This window comes from Ensifer adhaerens (assembly GCF_020035535.1).
Lineage (GTDB): Bacteria > Pseudomonadota > Alphaproteobacteria > Rhizobiales > Rhizobiaceae > Ensifer.
Map to the genome: position 1 here is coordinate 254,084 of NZ_CP083350.1, position 24,440 is coordinate 278,523.

A 24,440-nucleotide genomic window follows, 5' to 3' on the forward strand; every position below is an offset into this window, starting at 1 on the left:
GCGGGGGGTCTGATGGAACTTCTACGCTACATCCTGCGCCGCACGTTCCTCTCGGCTTTCGTGCTGGTGGGCGTGACCTTCCTGGTCTTCGTGGTGGCACAGGTCGTTCCGTCGGACCCCGCAGCGCTCTATGCGGGCCCACGTCCCACGGCTGAACAAATCGAAAAGGCGCGTCAGGAACTCAACCTCGACGCGCCCCTCCCGGCCCGTTTCGCGACATTCGCCGGGGCCATGGTCTCCGCCGATTTCGGCATCTCCTACAAGTCCAGGCGGCTGATCGCCGAGGATCTCAGGGCCTACCTGCCGGCCACCCTGGAACTTGCCATCTTTTCGACGGGCCTTGCTCTCCTGATCGGTATCCCGCTCGGCGTCATCGCGGCGGCGCGGCAAGGCGGCTGGGCGGAGAGGTTTTGCAGTTTCGGCTCCATCGCCGCCGTCGCCATGCCGACCTTTTTCCTTGCCATGATCCTGCAGCTCATCTTTGCGCAGTGGCTCAGCATCCTCCCGCTCTCCGGGCGACTATCCAGAGAGATCGCAATCGCCGCGCCGCTGCCGATGGTGACCGGTTTCAACCTGATCGATGCATTGCTCGCCGGCCGGCTTGATGCTTTCGGCGACGCGCTGACGCACCTGATCCTGCCTGCATTGACGCTCGCTTCCTATCCTGCCGGCGTCGCCATGCGGCTGACGCACTCGGCCATGATCGAGATTCTCGAGCGCCGGCATATCGTTGCCGCCCGAGCGCTCGGGCTCTCCGAACCGCGTATCCTGTTCGGCCATGCACTGCCGAATGCCATGGGACCGGCACTGACGGTGATCGGTCTCTCCTTCGCCTATGCCCTGACCGGCGCGGTGCTCGTCGAGATCATCTTCGCCTGGCCGGGTCTCGGTCGTTATGTCTCCGAAGCAATCCTTGCCAAGGACTTTCCCGTCATCGCCGCGGTCACCATGGTCGTCACCATCTGCTATGTCGTGATGAACCTCCTGATCGACATCACCCAAGCCCTTGTCGATCCGCGGGTGGCGCTGTCATGAAAAAGCTCACCCAACGTCTCGGCTGGCCCGGCACCCTCGCCCTTGCCATCGTCCTCCTCTTCGTGCTCGTCGCCCTCTTCGCGCCGTGGATCGCGCCCTATCCCATCCAGGGAGCAGGCGGCCCGAATGTCGTTGCCAAGCTCTCGCCGCCATCGGCAGATTACTGGCTGGGCACAGACCATCTCGGACGAGACATCCTCAGCCGCATCGTCTATGGCACCCGGGTCTCGTTGACGAACGGCATACTGATTGTTGCCTTCTCGCTGCTCATCGGCCTGCCGATCGGTCTTGCCGCAGGCTACTTCGGCGGCTGGATCGATGAAGCGCTGATGCGCGGTACCGACGTCTTCCTCGCCTTCCCCGCACTGCTGCTGGCGGTCCTGATGGCCGCGGCTCTCGGACCCGGCTTCCTGAACAGCGTCGTCGCCGTCGCTGTCACCTGGTGGCCCTGGTATGCGCGGCTTGCCCGTGCGGAGGTGCTGGTACTGAGGGGGCAACCCTATGTGGAGGCAGCGCAGCTTTCCGGGGTCTCGCATTGGCGCATCATCCTGCGTCATATCCTGCCGGCAACCGGCCGCCCCCTGACGGTGCAGGCGGCACTCGATGTCGGGCCGGCACTTCTGACCGCCGCCGCCCTCTCCTTCCTTGGTCTCGGCGTGTTGCCGCCGATTGCCGACTGGGGCCAGATGGTCGATGCCGGTCGAAAGTTCTTCCCCGCACGCTGGTGGTATTCGGCCATGCCTGGCCTCACCATCTTCGTCATCGCGCTCGCCTTCAGCGTGCTCGGTGATGCTCTGCGCGACCGCAAGGGAGGGACTGGCCGTGCCTCTGCTTGATATCCGCAACCTGTCGGTCAGCATCCCGACATCAGAAGGCGACGTTCACGCGGTACGTGCGGTCAGCCTTGAGATCGACCGTGGCGAGATCCACGGCGTCATCGGCGAATCCGGCTGCGGCAAGACCATGACCGGGATGGCGGCACTCGGCCTTGCTCCCAAGGGGGCCCGCATCATCGCCGACCGCTTCCATTTCGACGGCGAGGACCTTCGGGAGCATGCGGTGCGGCTGCGTGGCCGGCGGATCGGCATGATCGCCCAAGATCCGGCCGCCGCTCTCAATCCGGTCCTCAGCATCGCCAGCCAGATGGATGATGTGATCCGCGCCCATCGCGACCGGCCGAAGCGCGCGCGACGCGCGGAGGCAGCCGATCTGCTCGCGGCAACCGGTCTGCCCGATCCGGAAAAAGTGCTGCGCAGCTATCCGCACCAGCTTTCGGGCGGCATGCAGCAGCGTGTGGTCATCGCCCAAGCGCTGGCGACCGGTGCAGATTTCCTGATTGCCGACGAACCGACCACAGCGCTCGACGTCTCGGTCGGCGCCCAAGTCCTGGCGCTCCTGCGCAAGTTGGTAACCGAGCGCGGTCTCACCGTGTTGATGATCACCCACGACATGGACGTGATCGCCGAGGCCTGTGATCGTGCGACCGTGCTCTATGCGGGCCGCTCCGTCGAAACCGGGCCGGTCGATGCGGTGCTGCAGCGCCCGGGCCATCCCTACACCCGCGCTCTGCTTGCGGCACTTCCCGACGCCGCACCGCATGGGGCGCGGCTTGCCGCCATCGAGGGCTCTATCCCGCCGCCGCGCTCAACGATCGCCGGCTGTGCCTTTGCCGCACGCTGTCCCCAGGCGCTTCGCGAGTGCGCGACCACACCGCCGCCCGAGCGGAGCCGCGCCGCGCACCACTGGCTCTGTCATCTGCCGGAGGACGCCGCATGACCACGCTCCCGATTCTCGACGTCGAGAACCTCTTGATCCGCTACCGCGCCGGCCTCTTTGCCGCCCGGCCAAAGCCCGCGGTCAACGGCGCAAGCTTCCGCCTTGCCAAGGGGGAGACCCTCGGCATCGTCGGAGAGAGCGGCTCCGGCAAGACAAGCCTGCTGCGTGCCATTCTTCGCCTCCTTCCGGTGGAAAGCGGGCAGATACGGCTCGATGGACAGGACTGGCTGGCGCTCAAGGGCAGCGCACTGCGCCGAGAACGCCAGAAGATCGGAGTCGTGCTGCAAAATCCCTTCCTGTCGCTAAGCCCCAGACTGACGATCGCCGAAATTCTCGCCGAGCCGATCCTCGCGCAGGGCGGCCGGCAGAGCCCGACCATTCGGAAGAAAATTGCAGGCCTGCTTTCGGACTGCGGGCTGCCGGCCGACTTCCTCGATCGACGCGCAAGCGAGCTCTCCGGGGGCCAGGCTCAGCGCGTGGCAATCGCCCGCGCCCTGGCGCTGGAGCCGAGCCTTCTCATTCTCGACGAACCGACATCGGCACTCGACGTTTCGGTGCAAGCCCAGATCCTCAATCTGCTCTCGGATTTGAAGGAAAGCCGCGGCCTCTCGATGCTCTTCGTGACCCACAATCTGAAGGTCGTCGCACATGTTTCCGACGCGCTTCTGGTCATGCGGCGCGGTGACGTCATCGAATTCGGCAGAACGAAAGAGGTAATCGAAACGCCGGCCGATCCCTATACGCGTGAACTGCTTTCCTTCGGGCGGCGGGAAAGGTCCGTCGGACGCGAACTCGCTTCAGGTTGACGACGGGCGCACCCATTGAGGCGGCAGAAAAAGCAGAGCGCCTGGGCGGCCGGTGACGAGCCGCTCTCGGAATAACCGACGGCCACCCGCGGGTGACCGTCGGCCCGATCGGCCGAGGCGCCGAACGATGGGTTATTCTGTTACCGTCAACCTGGCATGCATGCCGGCTTCGAAATGTCCCTTGATGTTGCAAAGCAGGACATAGGATCCGGGCGTAAGCTTGGCCTTCATCGTGCCATCGGCACCCGGCTTCAGGTCAGACACTTCACCAAGGCTTTTCAGCTGCTTTTCGTTGACGCGATGCTTGGCCGCGACGACATCGATCTTCTGGTCGGCCGACTTCAGCTTGATCAGCACCATCTCGTGTTCTTCCGTCATCGCGTCATTGTGGACCATGAAGGTCGTCTCGCCGGCCTTGATGGTCGTTTGATCGAGTGTGAGGGTCATCGAGCCGCCAGCCTCGCCGCTCTCGACAACTTTGACGGTCGTCGCGGCAAAAGCGGGCGACGTCAGACAGATGAAAGTAAGCACTGCTAGCTTGTTTCGGGTGAACCGCATTTCAAGTTTCCCTTTTGCTGAACGTTGCTGGCGACATGCGCCATGTCGAGGGACAGAGTGGCATCGCTGCCCGGTGGGCTCTTCCTTCTCTCGGGAAAGCAATCGCGCGCTCATACCCCGCCTACGAACGAGAACCGGCGCCGGCAAGCCGTGCGGTCCCGACGCCGTTCTAGGCGACGCAACCTGTCCATCGGCTGTCCTGCCGCCTGCTTTATGGCGACGCCAAGGTTTCGAGGAAGGAGACAGGCACAATAGTACCGGGTTGGAAGCCGCAATCTGCGGCTTCCAACGGGCAGTTCAGATCGTTTGAAAGCGGTTGTGTCCGGTCTCGGCTATGTGCTTAGCGCCGACCGCCGCCGCCACGCCCACCTCCACCGCCGCCGCGAATAACCGCCCCGCCACCCCGACCGCCACCGCCGTGGAAGCCACCGCGGCTGCCCCCCTGGAATCCGCCGCCGCTATAGCCGCCACGATCAAAGCTTTGGAAGTTGCGGCCAGATTCCTGGTAGAGCCGGCCGTAATTGCGGCTCAGTTCATTCTGGTTGCCGAACTGGCGTCCGGCCCGGTCGAAGGAAAGATGGTCGGGCGCCCGCTGACGAACCTGCTGGTTGCGCCGCGGTGCCGGCCGCGTTTCGGCCCGGTTCTGGATGCGCTGCCCCGCCTGCGGCCTGTTGGCTGCGGCATTCCGGAGGTTCTCTCCGTCCGGCCGCTGAACGGGCTGCCAGCCGTCCGGCGTGTGCTTCTGCCACGTTCCGTCCTGGCGGCGATAGACGCTGCCGTCGCGGCCGGCATAGACGTCGCCGCCCTTGCTGCCGACGATGAAGCCCTTGTTGCCTTCCGTGTTACGCCAGCGCAGGCCGCCGGCGCTCCCCGTCGTCCCGCCGCTTATGCGGGCGAACTCCCCGCCATGCTTGACCGCGACACTGCCCCAGGAACCGTAGACGTTCTGGCCACCGCGCGCGACCATGGCATTGCCGGTGCGTGGGTTGTAGGCGGAAATGAACCCTCGTTCGCCGCCAGGTCCTGCCACCGCCCCAGCGCGGAACCGGGTTCCGGTGACGGGGTTGTAGGCTGCACCGAATGCCAGACCTCTCTCGGGACCGTAGGCGTAACCGTAGCGACCAAAGGTTCCGTAGGCCGGGTTGTACGAAGCGCCAAACCCGTAGCTGATCGGTGGCGGATAGTAGGGCCAGTCGTCGTCGTAATAGTCCCAATAGGGCGGATAGTACCATCCCGATCCCCAGACGACGGTGCCCCAGGCGAGATACGTATAGAGATAGCCGAGGGTGTAGCCATACCAGACAGCGTCCGGCTCCGTGTCGTAAACGCGGACATAGGTCGCGTTATAAACCGGGGATGACGACGGGATGGTGTAGATTTCATCCGCGACAGCGCGCGCAACGGCAAAGGGGCCGGTCGGCGTATCACCAACGAACCAGATGCCATCCTTCAGAACGAAATACTTGTCAGCAACCTTGATGACCTGCTCATTGGCGTTGACAGCATAAAACATGGACGTGCCTTCGATCGGCTCGAACTTGGGCTCGCCATTGTAGTGAACATCCACCTTCAACGATCCATCGGAAGAAACCCGCGCGAGCTTCGGAATGCTCGCCCGCAGGCGTGCCATTGCGCTTTCTGACGTGCCGGGGATCGAAGCACGCACTGCCGAGTAGGTCGCGTCGTCCGGCAGGTTCAGGAAATCTTCCGGCAGATTGGGAGTAGCAAAGTTCCAGGGTCCTTCGAGCGAGGCTGATGAAAACCATCGTCCGGAGAGAAGCGTGTACCACGTCTTGCTGGCCCGATGGAAAAAGACCGAACTGGTTGTGTTGGAAACCCAATCCAACCCTGTCACGGACACCGGTTCGAGGGCAGGCTTCCCTTCAAAGATCAAAAGCTCCGCTGGCTTCTCGGAATAAAAGACCTTCGGGATCTTGTTCTCGCCGAAGCGCGTCGGCGGAAGCGAGGCCTTCACTCCCTTCCAGTTCTCGATCTCCGGCAGTTTGGAAAACACGTCCGGTACCGTTTCCGCCTCGACCCAACCGGTATCAAGCGTCTTCGAGGTGAGCCAGTTCTTGTCGCTTCGAAGATAGTAGTCGCCCGACTGTTCCACCTTGAACAGGTCCCAGTTCGTATTGACCACGAACGACAGGCCCTCGACGCCCTTGACCGGAGCCGTAACGGCCTTGCCATCCGTCTGCAACAGGATCGCCGATGCCTCGCTCACGAAGATCGGTGGCGGATCAGCCTTCATATCCGGAACGTCTGCAAGCCGCTGAAAATCAGCAAGGCTTGCGGCCAGGCGTTGCTGCGACACGACGATCGGATCGGTAGGAACGAGCTTGCCTATGTCCAGCGCGAGATCAGCAAGCTGTTTGCGGTCCAGAGAGGAAAAATCGAGCCGCGTGGTTTTGACATCCGTCAGCGTGACGTTTTCGGATGCATCGTCAGCCGTGGTCTTGGCTGAAAGCCCGATGATCCCGTAGACCGGCTTCGCGTCGGCGGACGATTTGAGTTCGGTGGCGACGAGAGCCTCGAGCTCTTTGAAATCCTTCCAGGCTGTGATCTGCGGTTGAAAGAGCGTGATCGTCGCGCCCTTCTCGGTGTCGAACACCCTTGGCCAGGCCGGCGCCGTCGCATCGGACTGGTTGAGGTACTTGCCCGCAACGAACCCGTTCGTTCCGGAGTAGCTCACGGCGCACCAGGAAGCTTCCGCATCGCACTCTTTGATATCGACTTCCTCGCCCTGGGGAATGACGCGCAGCGCGTCAAATCCGGTGCCCGGACCCACCCTGAAATTCACATTGGCCGTCAGAACGGCCGGGTCCGCAAAGGCGGAGGTAGAGAAGAATGAAGCGATCGTCAGGTACGCAAGAATTCTACGCATGATCACATTCCCTCACAGAGTATTTGAGCTGTTCGAAGTCCCTGTCCGCCGGAAGTGCCACTGGAAACGCTTCGCCGCGACAAAGGCTTCTCGCATTCGCGGTCAATTAAAGTCGTTCAATTTCAAGATCATTGCACATTCGAAGCCGAGTGCAACTGGCAACGCCGCCAACTTCTAATTAAACCGCGCATTGAACGACGCCTTCTCAATTCCCCGCGTGACGGGCCCCATCCCGGTTGCTCCGCCATACCGTCAGCCATCGGGAAAAAAGCACCGATCTCCGCGCTGCGATTGGCGGCTTTCTCAAGATCGAGCATCGGGACGCGGGCTTCCTCATCCGGCTATGACGGACGTCAGGTGGCGGATGGAGCAGAGAGCAACTCCTGTTGCCGCGCGACCCCGACCAGCCACTTGTGAAACTTCTGCCCGAACGGTTTTTCGAGGGCTGCCCGGTCCCAGGCGAGGTAGTAGCTTTCCGGCAGTTTCATACGGAGGTCGAAGGGGACGACCAGGGCTCCGGATGCGATCTCATCCTTGATCATGGAAACCTGTGCAAGAACAAATCCCCTGCCGTTCACCGCCGCGTCAATGGCACTGCTCGACAGGGTGAAGGAAAGGCCCGAGAACGTCTTGCCGCCGTCCGCCTGCACGAGCGCTGCCCAATCCCTCCATTGCGGGGAAGCCTTGTAGTCCGCCTCCCATTCCACATTGAGGAGGGGAAACTTCAGGACGTCGTGCGGCGTTTCGAGCGTGTGTCCGGCGATCAACCCAGGTGAACACGCCGGCACCATCCAGTCGGTGAACAGCTTGGCGACGTGTTCATGTGCGTGCGAGCGCCGACCGTAGGTGATGCGGAAATCCACCTGCTCGAGCCCAAGACGGGGCTCCTGTTCCTGGCCGAGGATACGCACGCTCGATTCCGGACAGAGCGATTGCCAATCGAAGATCTTGCGGTTGACCCACTTGTTTGCGACCGACGTCAGCGCGCTTAGAACGATGCTGGTCTCGTTCCGGGCGCGGGTGAGAACGTTGGCGGCATGGGAAAGCTGCTGGAAGCCTTTCGCCACTTCGCGATAGTACAACCGCCCCCATGAGGACAGTTCAACCCGCCTCCCGCGCCTCTCCAGCAGCGTCAGGCCAAGACATTGCTCCAGATTTCGGACCAATTGGCTGACGGCGCCCGGCGATACGCCGAGGTCTTCCGCTGCGGCACTGACAGAGCCACACCGACCGATCGCCTCAAAGGCCTGCAAGCCGCGCAAGGACGGGTTCGGCATCTTAAAATTCTCCTCGGCCAACCATTCTAATTTAGATTTTCTAAAAAAGAACGCAGGCGCTGGCAACTTGTTGGCACAGAGAAAACGTCGAACACTCACTTAACAAAACGCAAGGAGAGCGAAATGTTTCTCAAGAATGCCTGGTACGTTGCAGCCTGGGATCACGAGGTCGGCCGCGAGCTGAAGCCCCTCACGGTCCTCGGCGAAAACATCGTCCTATACCGCAAGCAGGACGGCCAGGCCGCCGCGCTCGAAGATGCCTGTCCCCACCGGAAACTGCCGCTCTCCATGGGGCGCATCAAGGGTGACGATGTGGAATGCGGCTATCACGGCCTCACCTTCGACTGTTCGGGAACCTGCACCCGGGTACCGGGCGCAGAGCGCATTCCGCACGTCGCCAAGGTGCGCTCCTACCCGGTTCATGAGCGCTACGGCCTGCTCTGGATCTGGATGGGTGACGCCGAGCGGGCGGATCCGAAGGATATCTTCGAAGTCGAGCATTTCGGCGATCCTGCCTGGGGCATCAACCGCGGCGAGTCGATGACGCTCAACTGCAACTATCTTTACATGACCGACAATCTTCTCGACCCCTCTCATGTCGCCTGGGTCCACCAGTCGTCTTTCGCAAGCTCCGCCTGCGAGGAAACGCCGCTCGAGACGACGGTGAAGGACGACGGTGTCACCGTCTGGCGCTGGATGATTAACTCCGAACCGGCCCCGTTCTACGCCCCCTTCCTGCAATTCGAAGGCAACACCGATCGCAAGCAGCACTATGAAGTGCGCTATCCGAGCAACGCGATTATCAAGGCCATTTTCGCGCCCGCTCATACCGGTGGCGAAGGCCGCACGCTTCCTGAGAACACCTTCCTCATGGACAGCTACAACTTCATGACCCCTGTCGATGAGAACCGGACCAAGTACTACTGGTTCCAGATGCGCAACTTTGCGCCCGCTGACGCAAAGGTATCGGAGAGTTTTGCCAAATCCGTACGGGGCGCCTTCGAGGAAGACCGCGTCGTCCTGGAGGCGGTCCATCACGGAATGGCCAATATGCACACACCGAACCTCGACCTGAAGATCGACGTCGGTCCGATGCGCTTTCGCCGCAAACTGGCCCAGCTGATTGCTGCCGAAACGCAAGCCGATCCGGCGAGCGCAGCTGCTGAATAGGGTTCGATCCGAATGCTCGATGCCGCGGCCTCACGCTTCCGCCCCTTCGAAGTCGTTTCGAAGGTCCGCGAAAGCACCACCATCACGTCGTTCCGTCTCGCCCCTCTCGAGCCCCAGCACTGGCGGCCGTTCGAGCCGGGACAGTTCCTGACGATCCGTGTACCCGACCGCAAAGGCGGATATGTCCTGCGTAACTACACCGTCTCTTCCTCGCCACGCGACGAAGGAACCTATCGGATCACCGTGAAGCGTGAGGCCGCCCCCACACAAGACGTGCCGGAGGGACTAAGCTCCTGCTGGCTCCATGACGACATCGAGCCCGGCGCCGTCGTCGAGATCGACCCGCCGCGCGGTGCATTCAAGCTCGACCGCGCGAGTGCCCGGCCCGTCGTGCTTCTTTCCGGCGGCGTCGGCTTGACCCCGACTGTCTCGATGCTGGATGTGCTGGCACGGGAAAGCGATCGTCCCGTCTGGTTCATCCATGCCTGCGACAGTGTTGCAGTCCATGCCCTGCGGGACGAGGTCGAGCATCTCGCTACCGTCCGGGCGGGCATCACCCTGCACTTCTGCTACCGCTTCGCCGGGATCAGCGATCTCGAAGCTGCCCAATGTCACTCCGCGGGTTTTCTGACACGTACGACGCTTCAGAGCCTCCTCCCGCTCGACGACTACGACATCTACATGTGCGGGCCTCCGCCTTTCATGCAGGCCCTCTACGCCATTCTGACCGGCCTCGGCGTGCGGAAGGACCGCATCGCCTACGAATTCTTCGGCCCGGCGAGCCTGCTGTCGGAGGCCCCTGCCCCAAAACAGGCGGCTGCGCCCCTAGTGGAACCAAACGTCGGGGAGGACGGCCTGCACGTCGTCCTCCGAAAATCGGGACACAGCCTGGCCTGGGATGGCGCAAGCGAATCGATCCTCGCGTTTCTCGAGGCTCAGGGCATCGAACCGGAATTCTCTTGCAGGGCAGGAGTTTGCGGGACCTGCGAACAGGGTCTCGTCTCCGGCGAAGTCGACTATTTCGAGGAACCGCTGGACGAGGTGCGGGCGGACCGCGTGCTGCTCTGCTGCACCAGACCGAAATCATCGATCGTGCTCGATCTCTGACCGCTCAAAGCAAGAGGCTGCGGCCTGAACCAGGGTGTCCAATCCCCGAAGGAGGATCCGTGAGGAAACCGCTCCAATCCGAAATCCCGCTCAACCCCCATGTCGCCGGCCTGCCGCCATACAACGCCGGCATGAACATTGCCGCTGCACGACTGCAAAGCGGTCGCCAGGATATCGCAGCACTCGCCAGCAACGAGAATCCGGATGGCTGCTCGCCGCGTGTCGCAGCCGCCCTTACGAACCTCAATCCATCACGCTATTCCGATCCCGCCTGTACGGCGCTGCGCGCGGCACTTGGACAGAAACTCGGCGTTGCCGTTGATCGCATCGTCGCCGGCAATGGCTCGGAGGAAATGATCGCGGCCGTCTGTCGCGCCGTCCTTCGTCCCGGCGCACTCGTAGGCACGGTCTGTCCCGGGTTCGGGCTGCACGAGATCGAAGCACTGGCCAATGGCGCCAATGTCGAGAAGGTTGCCATGCGGGCCGACCTCGATTTTGACGTACCGGCAATCGTTGCCATGCTCGAGCGGGAGCCGGCGATCTTCTTCCTCTCTTCGCCCTCTAATCCGGTTGGCCCGGCGCTCGACCGCGAGAGCCTTGCTCGCGTTCTTGCGGCCGTCTCACCGGGGACGCTTCTCGTGCTGGACGAGGCCTATTTCGAGTTCACGGACGAAGACTTGCCCGACGGTCTCGCCGCGCTCTCCGCCACGGACCTTTCCTGGGTCGTGCTCAGAACCTTCTCCAAGGCCTATGGCCTTGCGGGCCTGCGCGTCGGCTACTCGGTGATGTCCGATGCACGGCTTGCGCGGGCGGTCGCGGCAGCCAAGACACCGTTTAACGTCAACGCCGCCGCACAGGTCGCCGCCGTCGCCGCACTGGAGGACGAGGCCTGGATGTCGTCTTCGGTTTCAGCGTTGAAACGGGAACGGGCACGTGTGGCCAACGCGGTCGCCGCCATCGGGCTTGCATCGGCGAGATCGCAGACGAACTTCCTGTTCATCGACGTCGGTCGCGACAGTTCGGCGGCGATGGCCCACTTCCTGTCGGGCGGCATCATCGTCAAGCCATGGAAGGAGAAGGGCTATGAGACCTTCATCCGCGTAACGATCGGCACGCCCGCGGAGAACGACCGTTTTCTCGACGCGCTTTGCGCTTTCGCCAGGGGCTGAAGGCTGCGGCCTCCCTCACCTCACACAAAACAAAGGGGCACTCCAAGCCCCACGGGAACGAACAATGAGCGGAAACGCAAGCCTCTACAAGATGAACCGGGAGCCCAGTCGCATGTCCCCATCAACGCCTGCCGGTCTCTTCGCCGGCGATTTTTCGGCCCTGCGCGCACGGTTTCTCGCCGCAGCGCGCACCGCGGGTGCCAGTGTCGTCGAATACGTGCATCCACTGCACGGCCCGAACGGCGAGCGTCTCGCGACCGATGTCGCCTATCTCGGGCGCGAAGATGCCGGGAAGCTCCTGGTACTGATATCTGGCACCCACGGCGTTGAGGGTCCTTTCGGCTCGGCTTGCCAGACCGCCTGGCTCTCACAGAATTCGCCTTGGCAACTGCCCGACGATACAGCCGTCCTGGCAATCCACCTCATCAACCCGTGGGGCACGGCCTGGTCGCGCCGAGTAAACGAGGACAATGTCGACCTCAACCGCAATTTCATCGACTGGCTGAAAAGCACGCCGAAGAACGATCGATATGCGGCGCTGCACGCCGCCCTCGTCTGTCGCGCCTGGGAGGGGCCGGAGCGGGATGCGGCGGTAGCAGCCTACGACGCCGCGAAACTACGGCTGGGCGGCTATGCCGGCATCGCCCCGGTCGTGGAAGCCGGGCAGTATGAGTTTCCGGACGGCCTGTTCTACGGCGGCGACGGTCCGGTCTGGTCCAACCGGACCCTCATCGAAATCCTCTCGACATTCGCACAGCAGGCGGAAGAAGTCGTCGCCTTCGACCTGCACACAGGCGCCGGCCCCTATGGCTATCCTGCACTCCTCTCCGTTGCCGAGCAGGAACATGCGGGCCTGGAATGGGGGCGGCGCATCTTCGGACCCGCGCTCTCGGTCGTCCTCACCGGCGAGAATGCGACGACGGATACGGGCATTGCCGCGACGGCCACGGGCTATGTCTCAGCCGCGGTGAGAACTGCGCTGCCAAAGGCTCGTGTCCTGCCCCTGGTTGTCGAATGTGGAACCCTTGACGGCGCCACGGTCTCCGATGCGGTTCAGGCGGACAACTGGCTTCATCTGTTCGGCAAGGTCGACACGCCGCTCGGAAACCGGATCAAGGAGAGCCTCCGCGCCGCTTTCATTCCCGAAGACGCGGACTGGCAGCGCACCTGTCTTTCGACTTCCCTGCGCCACTTCGACCGCGCGTTCGCAGAGCTCAAGTCTGTCGGCGGCGCCGGTGCCGAAAAGCCCGTTCCGGCAGCGCCGGCCGTCACCATCGTTGCCCACCCGGAAGCCGGCGGGCCAAGACTTGCCGACAGGCCAGCCATCGAAGTGCACGACATTCACAAGCGCTTTGGTCCCCTCGCCGTTCTCAACGGCGTCAACATCTCTGCGCAGCCCGGAGAAGTCGTGTCGATGATCGGCTCTTCCGGTTCGGGAAAGAGCACCTTCCTGCGTTGCATCAATCTGCTGGAACAGCCGAACGACGGCCGCATCATCATCGACGGCGAAGAAATCCGCATGAAGAAAACGCCAGATGGCGGCGCCATGCCCGCCGACATGCGACAGGTCGAGCGTATCCGCTCGCGCGTCGGCATGGTGTTCCAGAACTTCAATCTCTGGCCGCACATGACGGTCCTCGAAAACATCATCGAGGCGCCGCTGCATGTCCTGAAGGAGAGCCGGCAAGCGGCAATCGATCATGCCCATGCCCTCTTGAAGAAGGTCGGCCTCACCGACAAGCACGCCCAGTATCCCGGCCAGCTTTCCGGCGGGCAGCAGCAGCGTGCCGCCATCGCCCGCACGCTCGCCATGCGCCCGAAGCTCATCCTCCTGGACGAGCCGACCTCGGCGCTCGATCCGGAGCTCGTCGGCGAGGTGCTGCGCGTGATCCGGCAGCTCGCAGAAGAAGGAAATACGATGATCCTCGTGACGCATGAAATGCAGTTCGCGCGCGAGGTCTCGCACAAGATCCTCTTCCTCCACCAGGGAAAGGTTGAGGAGGAGGGTGCTCCGGCGGAGGTTTTCACGAACCCACGCTCCGAACGCATGCGCCAGTTCCTGGCCCGTACGCTCTGACCGCCGGCATCACCCGTCCGGGAACTTCCGGACGAGAGCCAACAAGAAAGCTCAACATGGGGAACCAAAACATGAAGCTGAAAAGTCTGTTGCTCGCCACGCTCTTCACCGCAGGCCTCACCACGGCCCACGCTGCCGAGGGCGAGTTGTCGATCGGCACCGAGGGCGAATATCCGCCGTGGAGCATTGCCGACTCTGCCGGCAACGTGACCGGTTTCGACGCCGATGTCGGAAGCCTGCTCTGTGCCAAGCTGGAGATGAAATGCCACTTCGTCGTACAGGCCTTCGACGGGCTCATACCGGCGCTGAAGGCCAAGCGTTTCGATATCATCATTTCCGGCATGTCGATCACGGCCGAACGCAAGAAGCAGATCGACTTCTCCGTCGGCTATGCCGAACTCGCCAACATGTTCGTGGTCAAGAAGGACTCGGATCTGGCCGGCATCAAGGACATCGACACGCTGCTGAAGTCGCTCGATGGCCGCACGGTCGGCGTTCAGGCCGGAACGACCCACGCCCATTTCATGGAGAAGCGGGCTTCGTCTGCCGTGCTGAAGACCTACGACACGCTCGACCAGATGCAGATCGACCTCGCCAGCGGCCGCGTCGAGGCTGCGTTTGCGGATGCGTCAGCCCTCCAGGATTTCCTCGGACGGCCCGACGGCAAGGACTTCCAGTTCGTTGACGTGAAGGTCTTGAGCACCTTCGATCCGACGCTTGGCGAAGGCATCGGCGTAGGCATCTCGCAGGAAAACACCGAGCTGAAGGCCCGCATCGACAAGGCGCTCTGCGAGTTGGTTGCCGACGGATCGATCGGCAAGGCGAGCGAGACCTGGTTCAAGGCGGACATCTCCCGCCCCTGCCTATAGCGGCAAACTTTCGTCTCCCGGAAGAGAAGAGACCGCCAGGTGCTCTTCGTCCGGGAGACGAAGCATCCGATCGGACAATACACAGGTTTGGGCTGGTTCAATGGAACTTGGATTATGGCAGGTATGGGAAGGCGGCTGGATAACCGCAATCCTGCGCGGCGCGGCAATCACCATAGCCGTCGGCGTCGCAAGCATGGCCTTCGGCATCGTCATAGGCGTCGCCTGCGGCCTGATCAAATGGGCGCGGCTTTTCCCGCTGACGCTGATCGTGGATTTCTACACCTCGATCGTGCGCGGCGTGCCGGAACTCCTGATCATCTATCTTCTCTTCTTTTCCTCCGTCGAGTTCATCGCTCGGGTGGCCTCAGCGTTCGGCTATGAGGGGCTCGCCGGAAACGGTTACGCCTTCGTCATCGCCGTCGTCGCCATCGCGGCCATTTCCGGTGCCTACTCCACCGAGGTCGTCCGCGGTGCACTTGCCGCCATTCCGTCTGGCCATATCGAGGCGGCGCGGGCGCTCGGCATTCCCGGGACCCGCATCTTCCGCCGCATCATCGCGCCACAAATGCTGCGGATCGCCGTACCCGGCATGAACAATGTCTGGCAGACCACCATCAAGGATACGGCCCTCGTTTCGGTGGTCGGCCTGCAGGAATTGATGCGTGCCGCATTCGTCGGAGCAGGATCGACCCGCCACCCCTTCATCTTCTACTTCATCGCCGCCGTCGTCTATCTCTCGATCACGCTGGTCAGCCAGAGTGGTTTTGATGGGATCGAACGCTTGCTGCGCCCTCGCGAGAGGAAATAGGCATGGATCTCGAACTTGTTCGCCTCGCGGTTCCAGCCCTCGCCAAGGGCTTGTGGCTGACCGCCATCCTGACACTCATTTCGATCGCCATCGGCTTCAACCTCGGCCTGGCGCTGGCGGTCATGCGGCTGTCGAAAAACTCGGTACTCAGCAGCTTTGCCAAGGGCTACAGCACCGTGTTCCGGGGCACGCCGCTGCTGGTCCAGCTTTTCCTCTTCTACTACGGCCTCGGCCAGCTTTCCTTCGTTCGCGACAACCCCGTGCTCTGGTGGATCGTCGGCGACGGCGCGCATTGCGCGGTCATGGCACTCGCACTGAACACGGCGGCCTATACGTCTGAAATCCTGCGCGGCGGGCTCATGTCCATTCCGGGCGGGCTCGTCGAAGCCGCCCAGGCCTGCGGCATGTCGCGGCTCCTGTGCTTTCGCCGGATCACCTTTCCCCTCGCCATCCGGCAGGCACTGCCCGCCTATGGCAACGAACTCGTTCTCGTCGTCAAGGGAACGAGCCTCGCCTCTACAATCACCGTTCTGGAGATCACCGGCCATGCAAAACGGCTGATGAGCCAGACCTACGCAATTCTCGAAATCTTCGCCATTGCCGGCGTGCTCTATCTGCTCATCAATCTGGTGCTGATCACGCTCGTACGGCTCGTGGAAGCCCGTCTCACACGCTACCTGCCGCGATAGGGCTGCCGCGCCCGAAACGGCTGGAAACTTCAAAAGAAAGAGAAATACCATGGACGTACGCGCCGCCGTTGCCGTTCAGGCAGGCAAGCCGCTCGAGGTCATGACGGTTCAACTCGAAGGCCCACGGGCCGGCGAGGTTCTGATCGAGGTCAAGGCCACCGGCATATGCCACACCGACGACTTCACGCTGTCGGGCGCCGACCCGGAAGGCCTGTTTCCTGCGATCCTCGGCCATGAAGGCGCCGGCATCGTCGTCGACGTCGGCCCGGGCGTGACCTCGGTGAAGAAGGGCGACCACGTCATTCCGCTCTACACGCCCGAATGCCGCTCCTGCCCGTCGTGCCTGTCGCGCAAGACCAACCTGTGCACCGCCATCCGCGCGACGCAAGGCCAGGGCCTGATGCCGGACGGCACCTCGCGCTTCTCGATCGGCAACGACAAGATCCACCACTACATGGGCTGCTCGACCTTCGCCAACTACACGGTGCTGCCCGAGATTGCCGTCGCCAAGGTCAATCCGGACGCCCCCTTCGACAAGATCTGCTACATCGGCTGCGGCGTGACCACCGGCATCGGCGCGGTCATCAACACCGCCAAGGTGGAGATGGGCGCGACCGCGATCGTCTTCGGTCTCGGCGGCATCGGCCTCAACGTCATCCAGGGCCTGCGGCTTGCCGGTGCCGACATGATCATCGGCGTCGACCTCAACAACGACAAGAAGGCCTGGGGCGAACGCTTCGGCATGACCCACTTCGTCAACCCGAAGGAGGTCGGCGACGACATCGTGCCGTACCTCGTCAACATGACCAAGCGCGGGGCCGACCAGATCGGCGGCGCCGACTACACCTTCGACTGCACCGGCAACACCAAGGTGATGCGCCAGGCGCTCGAAGCCTCGCATCGCGGCTGGGGCAAGTCGGTCGTCATCGGCGTTGCCGGCGCCGGCCAGGAGATCTCCACCCGGCCGTTCCAGCTGGTCACCGGCCGCAGCTGGATGGGCACTGCCTTTGGCGGCGCGCGCGGTCGCACCGACGTGCCGAAGATCGTCGACTGGTACATGGAAGGCAAGATCGAGATCGATCCGATGATCACCCACACGATGCCGCTCGAAGACATCAACAAGGGCTTCGAGCTGATGCATTCCGGCGAAAGCATCCGCTCGGTGGTGCTATACTGAGCGCGGGTTGAGGACTGTTCCAGACTGCAATTGCATTTCACGTTCCGCCGCGCCACCGGCCGGCGGCGCCAGTGAACAGCCGGGCATCGTGCACCGGCCAAAAGGAGGAGAAGCCCATGCCAAGCATTGCCATACATCCGTCCCTCGACAGCGGGTTCAAGGCGACGGACGCCGCCTTTTCCGGCGGCACGCTCGTCTGCAATTGCACGAGCAATCCCGTAAAGGTCCGCGTCAAAGGTGACATCGCCCACAACCACGCCTGCGGCTGCACCAAGTGCTGGAAGCCCGGCGATGCCGTTTTCTCCGTCGTCGCCGTGGCACCGACGGATAACATCGAGGTTCTGCAGAACGGCGGCAAGCTGGCGGTCGTGGACCCTACCGCGCTGATCCAGCGCCATGCCTGCAAGGACTGCGGCGTGCACATGTATGGCCCGGTGGAACGGGACCACCCGTTCAAGGGGCTGTCTTTCCTGCACCCCGAACGCTTCCAGGAAACAGGCTGGGCAAAGCCGGGCTTTGCGGCCTTCGTCTCCTCGATCATCGAGAGCGGTTATGATCCGGCGAAGATGGATGGCGTGCGCGCCCGGCTGCGCGAACTGGGTGTGGAACCCTATGACTGCCTCAACCCGGGCCTCATGGATTACATCGCCACATGGACGGCCAAGAAGAGCGGCGCGCTCAAATCGGCCTGAACACGCAGACGCAACCATCTGAAAAACTTCAGACATCAACCCGCAGGTCGTATCGCATGGATTGCCTCAAGCCCGCGTTCAAAGCCGAAATTCTGAGAATTGTCGGTGACGGAAATTTCAAGGACGGAGAGGCCATCTCCACGATCGACTACGGAGTGGCGCCCGAAAATCTGGGGGCGCGCGCAGTCGTGTTCCCCAGAACGGCCGACGAAATTGCGGCGGTCGTCAAATGTTGCCGCGCGCACGGCGTTCCGCTCGTTACTCATGGGGGACGAACCGGGCTCGTCGGCGGTGCCGTATCCAGGCCGGGCGAGCTGGTGCTCTCGACCGCCCGCCTCAATTGCATCCTGCATATCTCGCCGATCGAGCGCGTTGCCGTGGTGGAAGCCGGCGTTACGCTGCAGGCGCTGCAAGCAGCGGCGGCCGTACATCGACTTGAAACAGGGATCGATTTGCCGTCGCGTGGGTCGGCTACGATCGGCGGGATGGCGTCCACCAACGCCGGGGGCATTGCCGCCTTTCGCTTCGGGGTGATGCGGCATCGCATTCTCGGTATGGAGGCCGTGCTTGCCGATGGCTCCATCTACTCGGATATGACCCGGGTCGTGAAGAATGCCGCCGGCTACGACCTGAAACATCTCTTTGTCGGAGCGGAAGGCACGCTCGGCATCATCACGCGCATTGCCGTCAAGCTCGAACCCCAGCCGGCAGCCACCGCCACGGTCCTCTTCGGTCTGCCGTCCGTGGATGCGGCACTCGCGGTCGTCCGTCGCGGCCTCGACGCCGAATACGGTCAACTGCGGGCAGCGGAGGCGATCTGGAATACCTTTTTCCGCCTGACGTCCGGCCATCAGTCCTGGTCGGCCGTGGACTACAGGACCGACCATCCGATCAACCTCTTGGTCTCTCTCGGCGGGACGGAAGAGGACGCGTTGCAGGCGGAACTGGGACGTATCTACGAGGACGTCATCGCCGATCATCCCGACGCCTCGGCCGTGATCGCCTCTTCGGGCGCGCAGGAGGTCGATCTCTGGCGCCTGCGCGAAGATACGGACCTGATCTATCGAAAACATCCGAGCGCGCCATCCTACGATGTCTCGGTCCCGCTTTCGGAGATCGGCGCCTATCTCGAGCGTTGCCTTGAGGGGCTGCGGGAACTGGATGCTGCCCTCGACCCCTACCTGTTCGGCCATCTCGCCGACGGAAATCTCCATATCGTCCTCAATGCCGCCGGCAGCGATATCCCAGCCGAAAAGGTCAAGGCAATCGAGACGATCCTTTACAGAGATATCGGGGGGATCGGCGGAGCGTTCTCCGCCGAACACGGGATCGGCATCAAGCGCGTCAGGCAATTGTCGGATATCTCAGGCGCTGTGAAACTGGCGCTGATGCATCGCGTGAAGGAAACGCTCGACTCTGCCGCGATCCTCAATCCCGGCAAGGTTCTGCTTCCGGTTTCTCCCTGAGGCAGGCGCTCCCGGCGCGTCTCTCGCCGACGAGCGGATTTCTCGAGGCGGGCGAGATCAACTCGCCGCCTCGAATTATTGGGCCAGTTAGTTGGCGATCGGCGCGTAGGCGCCGTTGCTCCAGCGGTTGATGTCGTAGCTGGCATCCTTGAGGTCGCCCTTTTCGTCGAAGGCCACCGAACCGACGACAGTATCGATCGGCTGGCCGTTCTTCAGAGCCTCTGCAACCTTCGTCGGATCGTCCGAACCGGCACGCTCGATGCCCTGCGCGAATGCTTGAATGACCGCGTAGGAGAAGAGCGTGAAGCCTTCGGGCTTGAAGCCGCCGGCCTGAATCTTGGCTACCGCCTCCTTCGCCTCAGGCTTGGACTGCGGATCGGACGGGAAAACGAAAAGCGTGCCCTCGCCCGCCGGGCCCGCGACCTGCCAGAATTCCGGCGAGGCGATCGAGTCCGGCATGATCAGCTGGAATTTGTACTTCTGCTCCGCGGCCTGGCGCAGCATCAGGCCGGCTTCCGGATGGTATCCGCCAAAATAGACCACATCGGCCTTGGCCTCTTTCAGCTTCGTCACGAGCGCGTTGTAGTCCTTCTCACCCGCGTTGATGCCTTCATAGAGGACCTCCTTCAGGCCACTTTCGTTCATCGTAGCGCGCACCGCATTGGCAACACCCTGGCCATAGGCGGTCTTGTCGTGCAGAACTGCAACGTTCTTGCCAGCATATTCCTTGGCGATCCATGGGCCTATGAAGGCGCCCTGCGCGTCGTCACGGGTGTAGAGACGCATGATGTTGGTCCAGCCCTTGGCCGCCGCATCATCCGTCATGACCGGGTTGGACGAGGCCGGGCTCATCATCAACGTGCCGTTCTCGGCATAAACAGCGGATGCCGGAATGCTGGAACCCGAGCAGGCGTGGCCATCGACAAAGCTGATGCCGCTTGCCGCGATCCGGTTGGCAACCGAAACCGCCTGCTTCGGGTCGCACTGGTCGTCTTCGAACTGCAGCTTGACCTGGCGGCCAAGCACGCCACCCTTGGCGTTGATCGCGTCTGCAGCCGCCTGAGCGCCCTGCCTGAACTGATCGCCGATCGTGGCGAGCGGCCCGGTCAGCGGGCCTGCCACGGCAAACGTCAGATCATCCGCACGCGCGGCTGTCCCCATGAGCAGGCCGAGGGCCGTGCCGATAATCAGAATACGTCTCATTGTCTCAACTCCCTTTTGTTGCCCGCTTTCACGCGGTGCACTCCTCCAACACGAAATCTTCATTCTCGAACCCACCGGTCTTTTCGCAAAAGAGCGGCTGGCATTCGAGCCATTCCCATAGATAGGCAGCAAGCCCTCGGTCGACGTGAACACGCAACGCTTGCGTGTCTCCGTGGAAATAGACACTGCAGGTCAGGCCGCAAAACTGCAAGGCGGCGCAGGGGCCGGCATTGTCGGGGTCGATCGTCGTCGCCCGCGCCAGGAGATCCCGCACGCCCTCCCCCCGCGCTTCAAAAACACGCTGTGCCGAACCGAGTGCGGTTACTCCATAACCGTCCTGATGCCAGCCCGCCGCACACTCGGACGCCTGCAATCCGACCACAAGCAACCGGTCGCGCGCGACGCGCACGGCATAGCGCTCGCCCGTGGCGAGACCCAACGCGCCGATATCCTTGGCAAGACCATGGCGCTCGCGAAATCGCTCGATATCGCCGCTGACGAGATGCTGCGTCAGCCCGGAGACGGCACGCACGTCGACCGCTCGACCTGTCAGGCAGGCACTGTTCCAATCAGGCTCAGGCTTCCACTTACGCGAATTGTCAAGCATGGAGGCGACCTCCATCCGTGTCGAAGGCGCAAGGGGCGACGATCCGGGCGCGCCGTAGCTCCCGCAGATGCTGAAACTCGACGATCTCTCCCATACGCGAAAGCCCACGCTCGATGAGCCCGAGCGCAATCGGCCGCTGCAACACAGGGCTGAAATAGCTTGAGGTGACAAAGCCGGCACTGCGGATGCCGCTAGAATTACGCTCGATCCCGTGCGCACCGGTCGGCAGCACGCCTTTGCCATCGACGATTTCGAGCCCGACGAATTGCCGCCGGTCCGGACGCTGGGCATCCTCCGTGATCAGCGAGCGGCGACCAAGGAACTCAACCTTCTTCTTCTCAAGCGGAGCCGTCAGTCCGAAATCCATCGGCCGGCTCGTGCCGTCCGTATCCTTGCCGATTACGATGTAGCCCTTCTCCGCGCGCAGGATCATCAGGGCTTCGAGGCCGAGCAAGGTGACACCGAAGTCCTCCCCTTCGCGCCGCAGTCGCGACCAGAGAGCCCCGGCCAGGTCGGCCGGCACGGAGATTTCGTAGGAGCGCTCACCGGTGAAGCTGATGCGCGCGACCCGCACAGGCGTCCCTTCGAAGATGCCTGAGGCGACGGCCATATGCGGCAGTGTCTGGTCGTCGAGCAGGACCCCAAGGTCTATCGTTTCCAGCAACGCCCGCGCACGGGGCCCGGTGATTGTCAGCGTCGCCATCTCCGAGGTCGCGTCATGGATGAACACCCGCCGGCGATCGAAACGATCCTGCCGCCATTCTTCCAGGAGGGCATGAACCCCGGCAACATGCGACGAGGAGCACGAAACAATGAAGTGGTTCTCGTCCAGCCTCACCAGCACCCCGTCATCATAGACATTGCCGGCTTCGGTAAGGATGAAGCCGTAGCGGCACCGTCCTGCTCCAAGGGTCGAGACGGTGTTGTAATAGATGAAATCGAGGAAAGACGCGGCATCCGGCCCGAGCACCTCGATCTTGCCGAGCGGCGAACCGTCGAAGAGCGCGACGCCGTCGCGCGCCGCCCTGGCCTCTTCCTGGATGCGTTCTTCCGACGGGCCTGCACCATAGAAGGCCGGGCGAAGCCAGCCGCCATATTCGCGAAACACCGCACCTTCGGCCCTATGTTCCTTTTCGAGCGGCAGCCGGCGCAGCGGGTTCATCCGGGTTCCGGAACGAGCACCTGCGAAGGAGGCGAGCGGTACCGGCGTAAAGGGCGGGCGATAGGTGGTCGTGCCGACATCCGGAATCCGTCGACCGGTCAGTTCAGCCATCAAGGCCAGGCCGTTGACGTTGGACGTTTTACCCTGGTCGGTCGCCATGCCGAGCGTGGTGTAACGCTTCAGGTGCTCGACCGAGACAAAGTTCTCCCGGACAGCCAGTTCCACGTCCTTGGCCGTGACATCGTTCTGCAGATCGATCCAGACCCGTTCTTTCGCATCGGGCTTCGGCCAGGCGGCGACGATGTCGAGGGCCCTCCTGGTATCACCAGCAAGCTCCAGCGGAAGAGAGAAATCACCCGCCGCTGCGCCGATCACCTCCACGCCAGCAACAGGCCGGCCGGGGACGAAGGCGAGAATATCGTCACGCCAGTCGAGTTTGCCCTGCGCCTGACAATAGAGATGGACCGTCGGCGTGAAGCCGCCCGAGACGAGCACCGCGTCGGCCTCAAGCGTGCTGCCATCAGAAAGCAGCACGGCATTGACGGCACCCTTGCCGCTCGCAGATCTGACCGTGCGCCCCTGCAGGACGCGTATCCCCGAGCAGACCTGACGCATCGTGCGATAGTCGACGACCGTGACGTCGGCGCCTGCGGCAGCGAGCGCCTCCGCCGTCTCGTAGGCGAGCCCGTTGTTCGTTGCGACCACAACCTTACGGCCGGCCGCAACACCGAAGCGACGGAGATAGACGAGCGCGGCTTCCGCGGACATGATGCCCGGCAAGTCGTTGTTGCCGAAGGGCAGCGGCCGTTCGATGGCGCCGGTCGCAAGCACGATCGATTTCGCACGGATACGGAATAGCCGGTCCGGCACACCGTCGACACCCCGTTGGTTCAGGCCAACCAGACCGTGGTCATAAATGCCGAAGGCCGTGGTGCCGGTAAGCACGAGCGCGCCGGCCCGTTCCAGTTCCTCAACGACATTTTCAGCCCACTCGGCGCCTGGCTTTCCTTCCATCTGCCCCTCGTGGAAGAGCAGGCTGCCGCCGGCCCGGGCACCGTCGTCGCAGAGCACGACACGGCGGCCGGCGCGCAAAGCGGACCGCGCCGCATCAAGGCCCCACGGCCCGGCGCCAATTACCAGCACGTCGCAATGATGGTTGATCTGTTCGGCAAGTCCTGGCCCATCGGCATTCGTGTCCAGGGTTCCGAGGCCCGCCATCTGCCGGATGCGGGGCTCGAACCGGTGCCAGTCGGGAAACATGAAGGTCTTGTAGTAGAACGCGGCCGGAATGAAGCGCGAGAACGCGTCGAGGAAGGCATGACGGTCGTTCGCGGCGCTCGGCTCGGCATTGACGGAGCGAACGACCATACCGTCCGCGGCGAGGATCTGTGTCGCCCGGCCGTTTGGCATGCCGCCTGCGATGTCGACGAGTGCGTTCGGTTCCTCGACCCCGGCACCCCAGAGCCCGCGCGGGCGGTGGTACTTGAAGCTGCGGCCGACAACGGCCACGCCGTTGGCAAGCAATGCCGAGGCAACGGTATCACCGGTGTAAGCCTCGACCACCCTGCCATCAAAGGTAAACCGCAGCGGCCGTGTCCTGTCGATGGCCGTGCCGTCTTCAGTGCGCCATGCCGTCATCGCCGCCTCCATTCGCTAGCGCAATCGCCTGCGCCACCCCGTGGTGCACGGTATCGCGCTCCATGCTGAACACCTCGCCACAGGTCATGTGCATCCAGATCTCGTTTGCCGGCCCCCGCAGGTTGTTGCGCTCATGCAGATAGGCGGTCCATTGACCATCAGTCACATCGCGAAAACCTTCCGGGCGCAGATTTCCGGCGTCGCCGCCGAAGTGAAACTCGCTCTCGTTCCTTGGGCCGCAGAACGGGCATGGAAAAAGTTGCATTC

At 62.9% G+C, this 24,440-nt stretch carries 21 protein-coding genes; 14 read left to right on the plus strand and 7 right to left on the minus strand.

From position 1 onward, the window contains the following. The first annotated feature begins 12 nt into the window (after nt 1-12). The 4 genes from LAC81_RS21600 to LAC81_RS21615 are packed head-to-tail and all read left to right on the plus strand — an operon-like array spanning nt 13 to nt 3,617. Entirely contained in the window at nt 13-1,035 is a 1,023-nt protein-coding gene (locus tag LAC81_RS21600; protein WP_223729247.1) for an ABC transporter permease, read from the plus strand. Next, nucleotides 1,032-1,871, plus strand: coding sequence for an ABC transporter permease (locus tag LAC81_RS21605; protein WP_223729248.1), 840 nt, complete (start codon nt 1,032-1,034; stop codon nt 1,869-1,871). The genes LAC81_RS21600 and LAC81_RS21605 overlap by 4 nt, the downstream gene beginning before the upstream one ends. Continuing rightward, the gene (locus LAC81_RS21610; RefSeq protein WP_223729249.1) at nt 1,858-2,811 is read left to right on the plus strand and encodes an ABC transporter ATP-binding protein; all 954 of its coding nucleotides are present in this window, start codon (nt 1,858-1,860) and stop codon (nt 2,809-2,811) included. Before LAC81_RS21605 ends, LAC81_RS21610 begins: the two co-directional genes overlap by 14 nt. Further along, nucleotides 2,808-3,617: an ABC transporter ATP-binding protein gene (locus LAC81_RS21615; RefSeq protein ID WP_223729250.1), complete on the plus strand. Its 810-nt coding sequence runs from the start codon at nt 2,808-2,810 to the stop codon at nt 3,615-3,617. Before LAC81_RS21610 ends, LAC81_RS21615 begins: the two co-directional genes overlap by 4 nt. 132 nt (nt 3,618-3,749) lie before the next feature. Here the strand turns inward: LAC81_RS21615 and LAC81_RS21620 are convergent, their stop codons facing one another. The 3 genes from LAC81_RS21620 to LAC81_RS21630 all read right to left on the minus strand — a co-directional run bounded on the left by LAC81_RS21620 (nt 3,750) and on the right by LAC81_RS21630 (nt 8,339). Beyond that, nucleotides 3,750-4,175 carry a plastocyanin/azurin family copper-binding protein gene (locus LAC81_RS21620; protein WP_223729251.1) on the minus strand — a complete coding sequence of 142 codons (426 nt, stop codon included), beginning with the start codon at nt 4,173-4,175 and terminating at the stop codon, nt 3,750-3,752. Nucleotides 4,176-4,515: 340 nt separating this feature from the next. Further along, nucleotides 4,516-7,062, minus strand: a complete 2,547-nt coding sequence (locus tag LAC81_RS21625; protein WP_223729252.1) for an SH3 domain-containing protein — start codon at nt 7,060-7,062, stop codon at nt 4,516-4,518. 353 nt (nt 7,063-7,415) lie between these two features. Next, a complete protein-coding gene (locus tag LAC81_RS21630) occupies nt 7,416-8,339 on the minus strand; it encodes a LysR family transcriptional regulator (RefSeq protein ID WP_223729253.1) in 924 nt (307 codons plus the stop codon). A 123-nt stretch (nt 8,340-8,462) separates the two neighbouring features. Here LAC81_RS21630 and LAC81_RS21635 point away from each other — a divergent pair, with 123 nt between their 5' ends. The 10 genes from LAC81_RS21635 (at nt 8,463) to LAC81_RS21685 (ending at nt 19,563) form a co-directional block, all read left to right on the plus strand. Then, nucleotides 8,463-9,509: an aromatic ring-hydroxylating dioxygenase subunit alpha gene (locus tag LAC81_RS21635; RefSeq protein ID WP_223729254.1), complete on the plus strand. Its 1,047-nt coding sequence runs from the start codon at nt 8,463-8,465 to the stop codon at nt 9,507-9,509. A gap of 12 nt (nt 9,510-9,521) precedes the next feature. Beyond that, nucleotides 9,522-10,616: a 2Fe-2S iron-sulfur cluster-binding protein gene (locus LAC81_RS21640; RefSeq protein WP_223729255.1), complete on the plus strand. Its 1,095-nt coding sequence runs from the start codon at nt 9,522-9,524 to the stop codon at nt 10,614-10,616. 59 nt (nt 10,617-10,675) lie between these two features. Then, nucleotides 10,676-11,785 carry a histidinol-phosphate transaminase gene (hisC, locus tag LAC81_RS21645; protein WP_223729256.1) on the plus strand — a complete coding sequence of 370 codons (1,110 nt, stop codon included), beginning with the start codon at nt 10,676-10,678 and terminating at the stop codon, nt 11,783-11,785. A 112-nt stretch (nt 11,786-11,897) separates the two neighbouring features. Beyond that, complete coding sequence (locus tag LAC81_RS38450) at nt 11,898-13,862, plus strand: DUF2817 domain-containing protein (protein WP_419195897.1); 1,965 nt, start codon at nt 11,898-11,900, stop codon at nt 13,860-13,862. 71 nt (nt 13,863-13,933) lie between these two features. Then, nucleotides 13,934-14,731: a transporter substrate-binding domain-containing protein gene (locus LAC81_RS21660; protein ID WP_113537460.1), complete on the plus strand. Its 798-nt coding sequence runs from the start codon at nt 13,934-13,936 to the stop codon at nt 14,729-14,731. Between the two features lie 100 nt (nt 14,732-14,831). Further along, entirely contained in the window at nt 14,832-15,539 is a 708-nt protein-coding gene (locus LAC81_RS21665; RefSeq protein ID WP_223729257.1) for an ABC transporter permease, read from the plus strand. A gap of 2 nt (nt 15,540-15,541) precedes the next feature. Further along, entirely contained in the window at nt 15,542-16,228 is a 687-nt protein-coding gene (locus tag LAC81_RS21670) for an ABC transporter permease (RefSeq protein WP_113537462.1), read from the plus strand. 49 nt (nt 16,229-16,277) lie between these two features. Further along, nucleotides 16,278-17,405, plus strand: a complete 1,128-nt coding sequence (locus tag LAC81_RS21675; RefSeq protein ID WP_223729258.1) for an S-(hydroxymethyl)glutathione dehydrogenase/class III alcohol dehydrogenase — start codon at nt 16,278-16,280, stop codon at nt 17,403-17,405. A gap of 116 nt (nt 17,406-17,521) precedes the next feature. After that, a complete protein-coding gene (gfa, locus tag LAC81_RS21680) occupies nt 17,522-18,097 on the plus strand; it encodes an S-(hydroxymethyl)glutathione synthase (protein WP_223729259.1) in 576 nt (191 codons plus the stop codon). A 56-nt stretch (nt 18,098-18,153) separates the two neighbouring features. Next, nucleotides 18,154-19,563 carry an FAD-binding oxidoreductase gene (locus LAC81_RS21685; protein WP_223729260.1) on the plus strand — a complete coding sequence of 470 codons (1,410 nt, stop codon included), beginning with the start codon at nt 18,154-18,156 and terminating at the stop codon, nt 19,561-19,563. 87 nt (nt 19,564-19,650) lie between these two features. On the opposite strand, the gene LAC81_RS21690 is transcribed toward LAC81_RS21685, so the two are convergent. The 4 genes from LAC81_RS21690 to LAC81_RS21705 are packed head-to-tail and all read right to left on the minus strand — an operon-like array spanning nt 19,651 to nt 24,438. Further along, nucleotides 19,651-20,766 (minus strand): branched-chain amino acid ABC transporter substrate-binding protein, encoded by a 1,116-nt coding sequence (locus LAC81_RS21690; protein WP_223729261.1) that lies wholly within the window; start codon nt 20,764-20,766, stop codon nt 19,651-19,653. Nucleotides 20,767-20,794: 28 nt separating this feature from the next. Further along, nucleotides 20,795-21,373 carry a sarcosine oxidase subunit gamma family protein gene (locus tag LAC81_RS21695; RefSeq protein WP_223729262.1) on the minus strand — a complete coding sequence of 193 codons (579 nt, stop codon included), beginning with the start codon at nt 21,371-21,373 and terminating at the stop codon, nt 20,795-20,797. Next, nucleotides 21,366-24,173: a 2Fe-2S iron-sulfur cluster-binding protein gene (locus LAC81_RS21700; RefSeq protein ID WP_223729263.1), complete on the minus strand. Its 2,808-nt coding sequence runs from the start codon at nt 24,171-24,173 to the stop codon at nt 21,366-21,368. The genes LAC81_RS21695 and LAC81_RS21700 overlap by 8 nt, the downstream gene beginning before the upstream one ends. Then, nucleotides 24,154-24,438, minus strand: a complete 285-nt coding sequence (locus tag LAC81_RS21705) for a sarcosine oxidase subunit delta (RefSeq protein ID WP_223729264.1) — start codon at nt 24,436-24,438, stop codon at nt 24,154-24,156. Before LAC81_RS21705 ends, LAC81_RS21700 begins: the two co-directional genes overlap by 20 nt. Between the last annotated feature and the right edge of the window lie 2 nt (nt 24,439-24,440).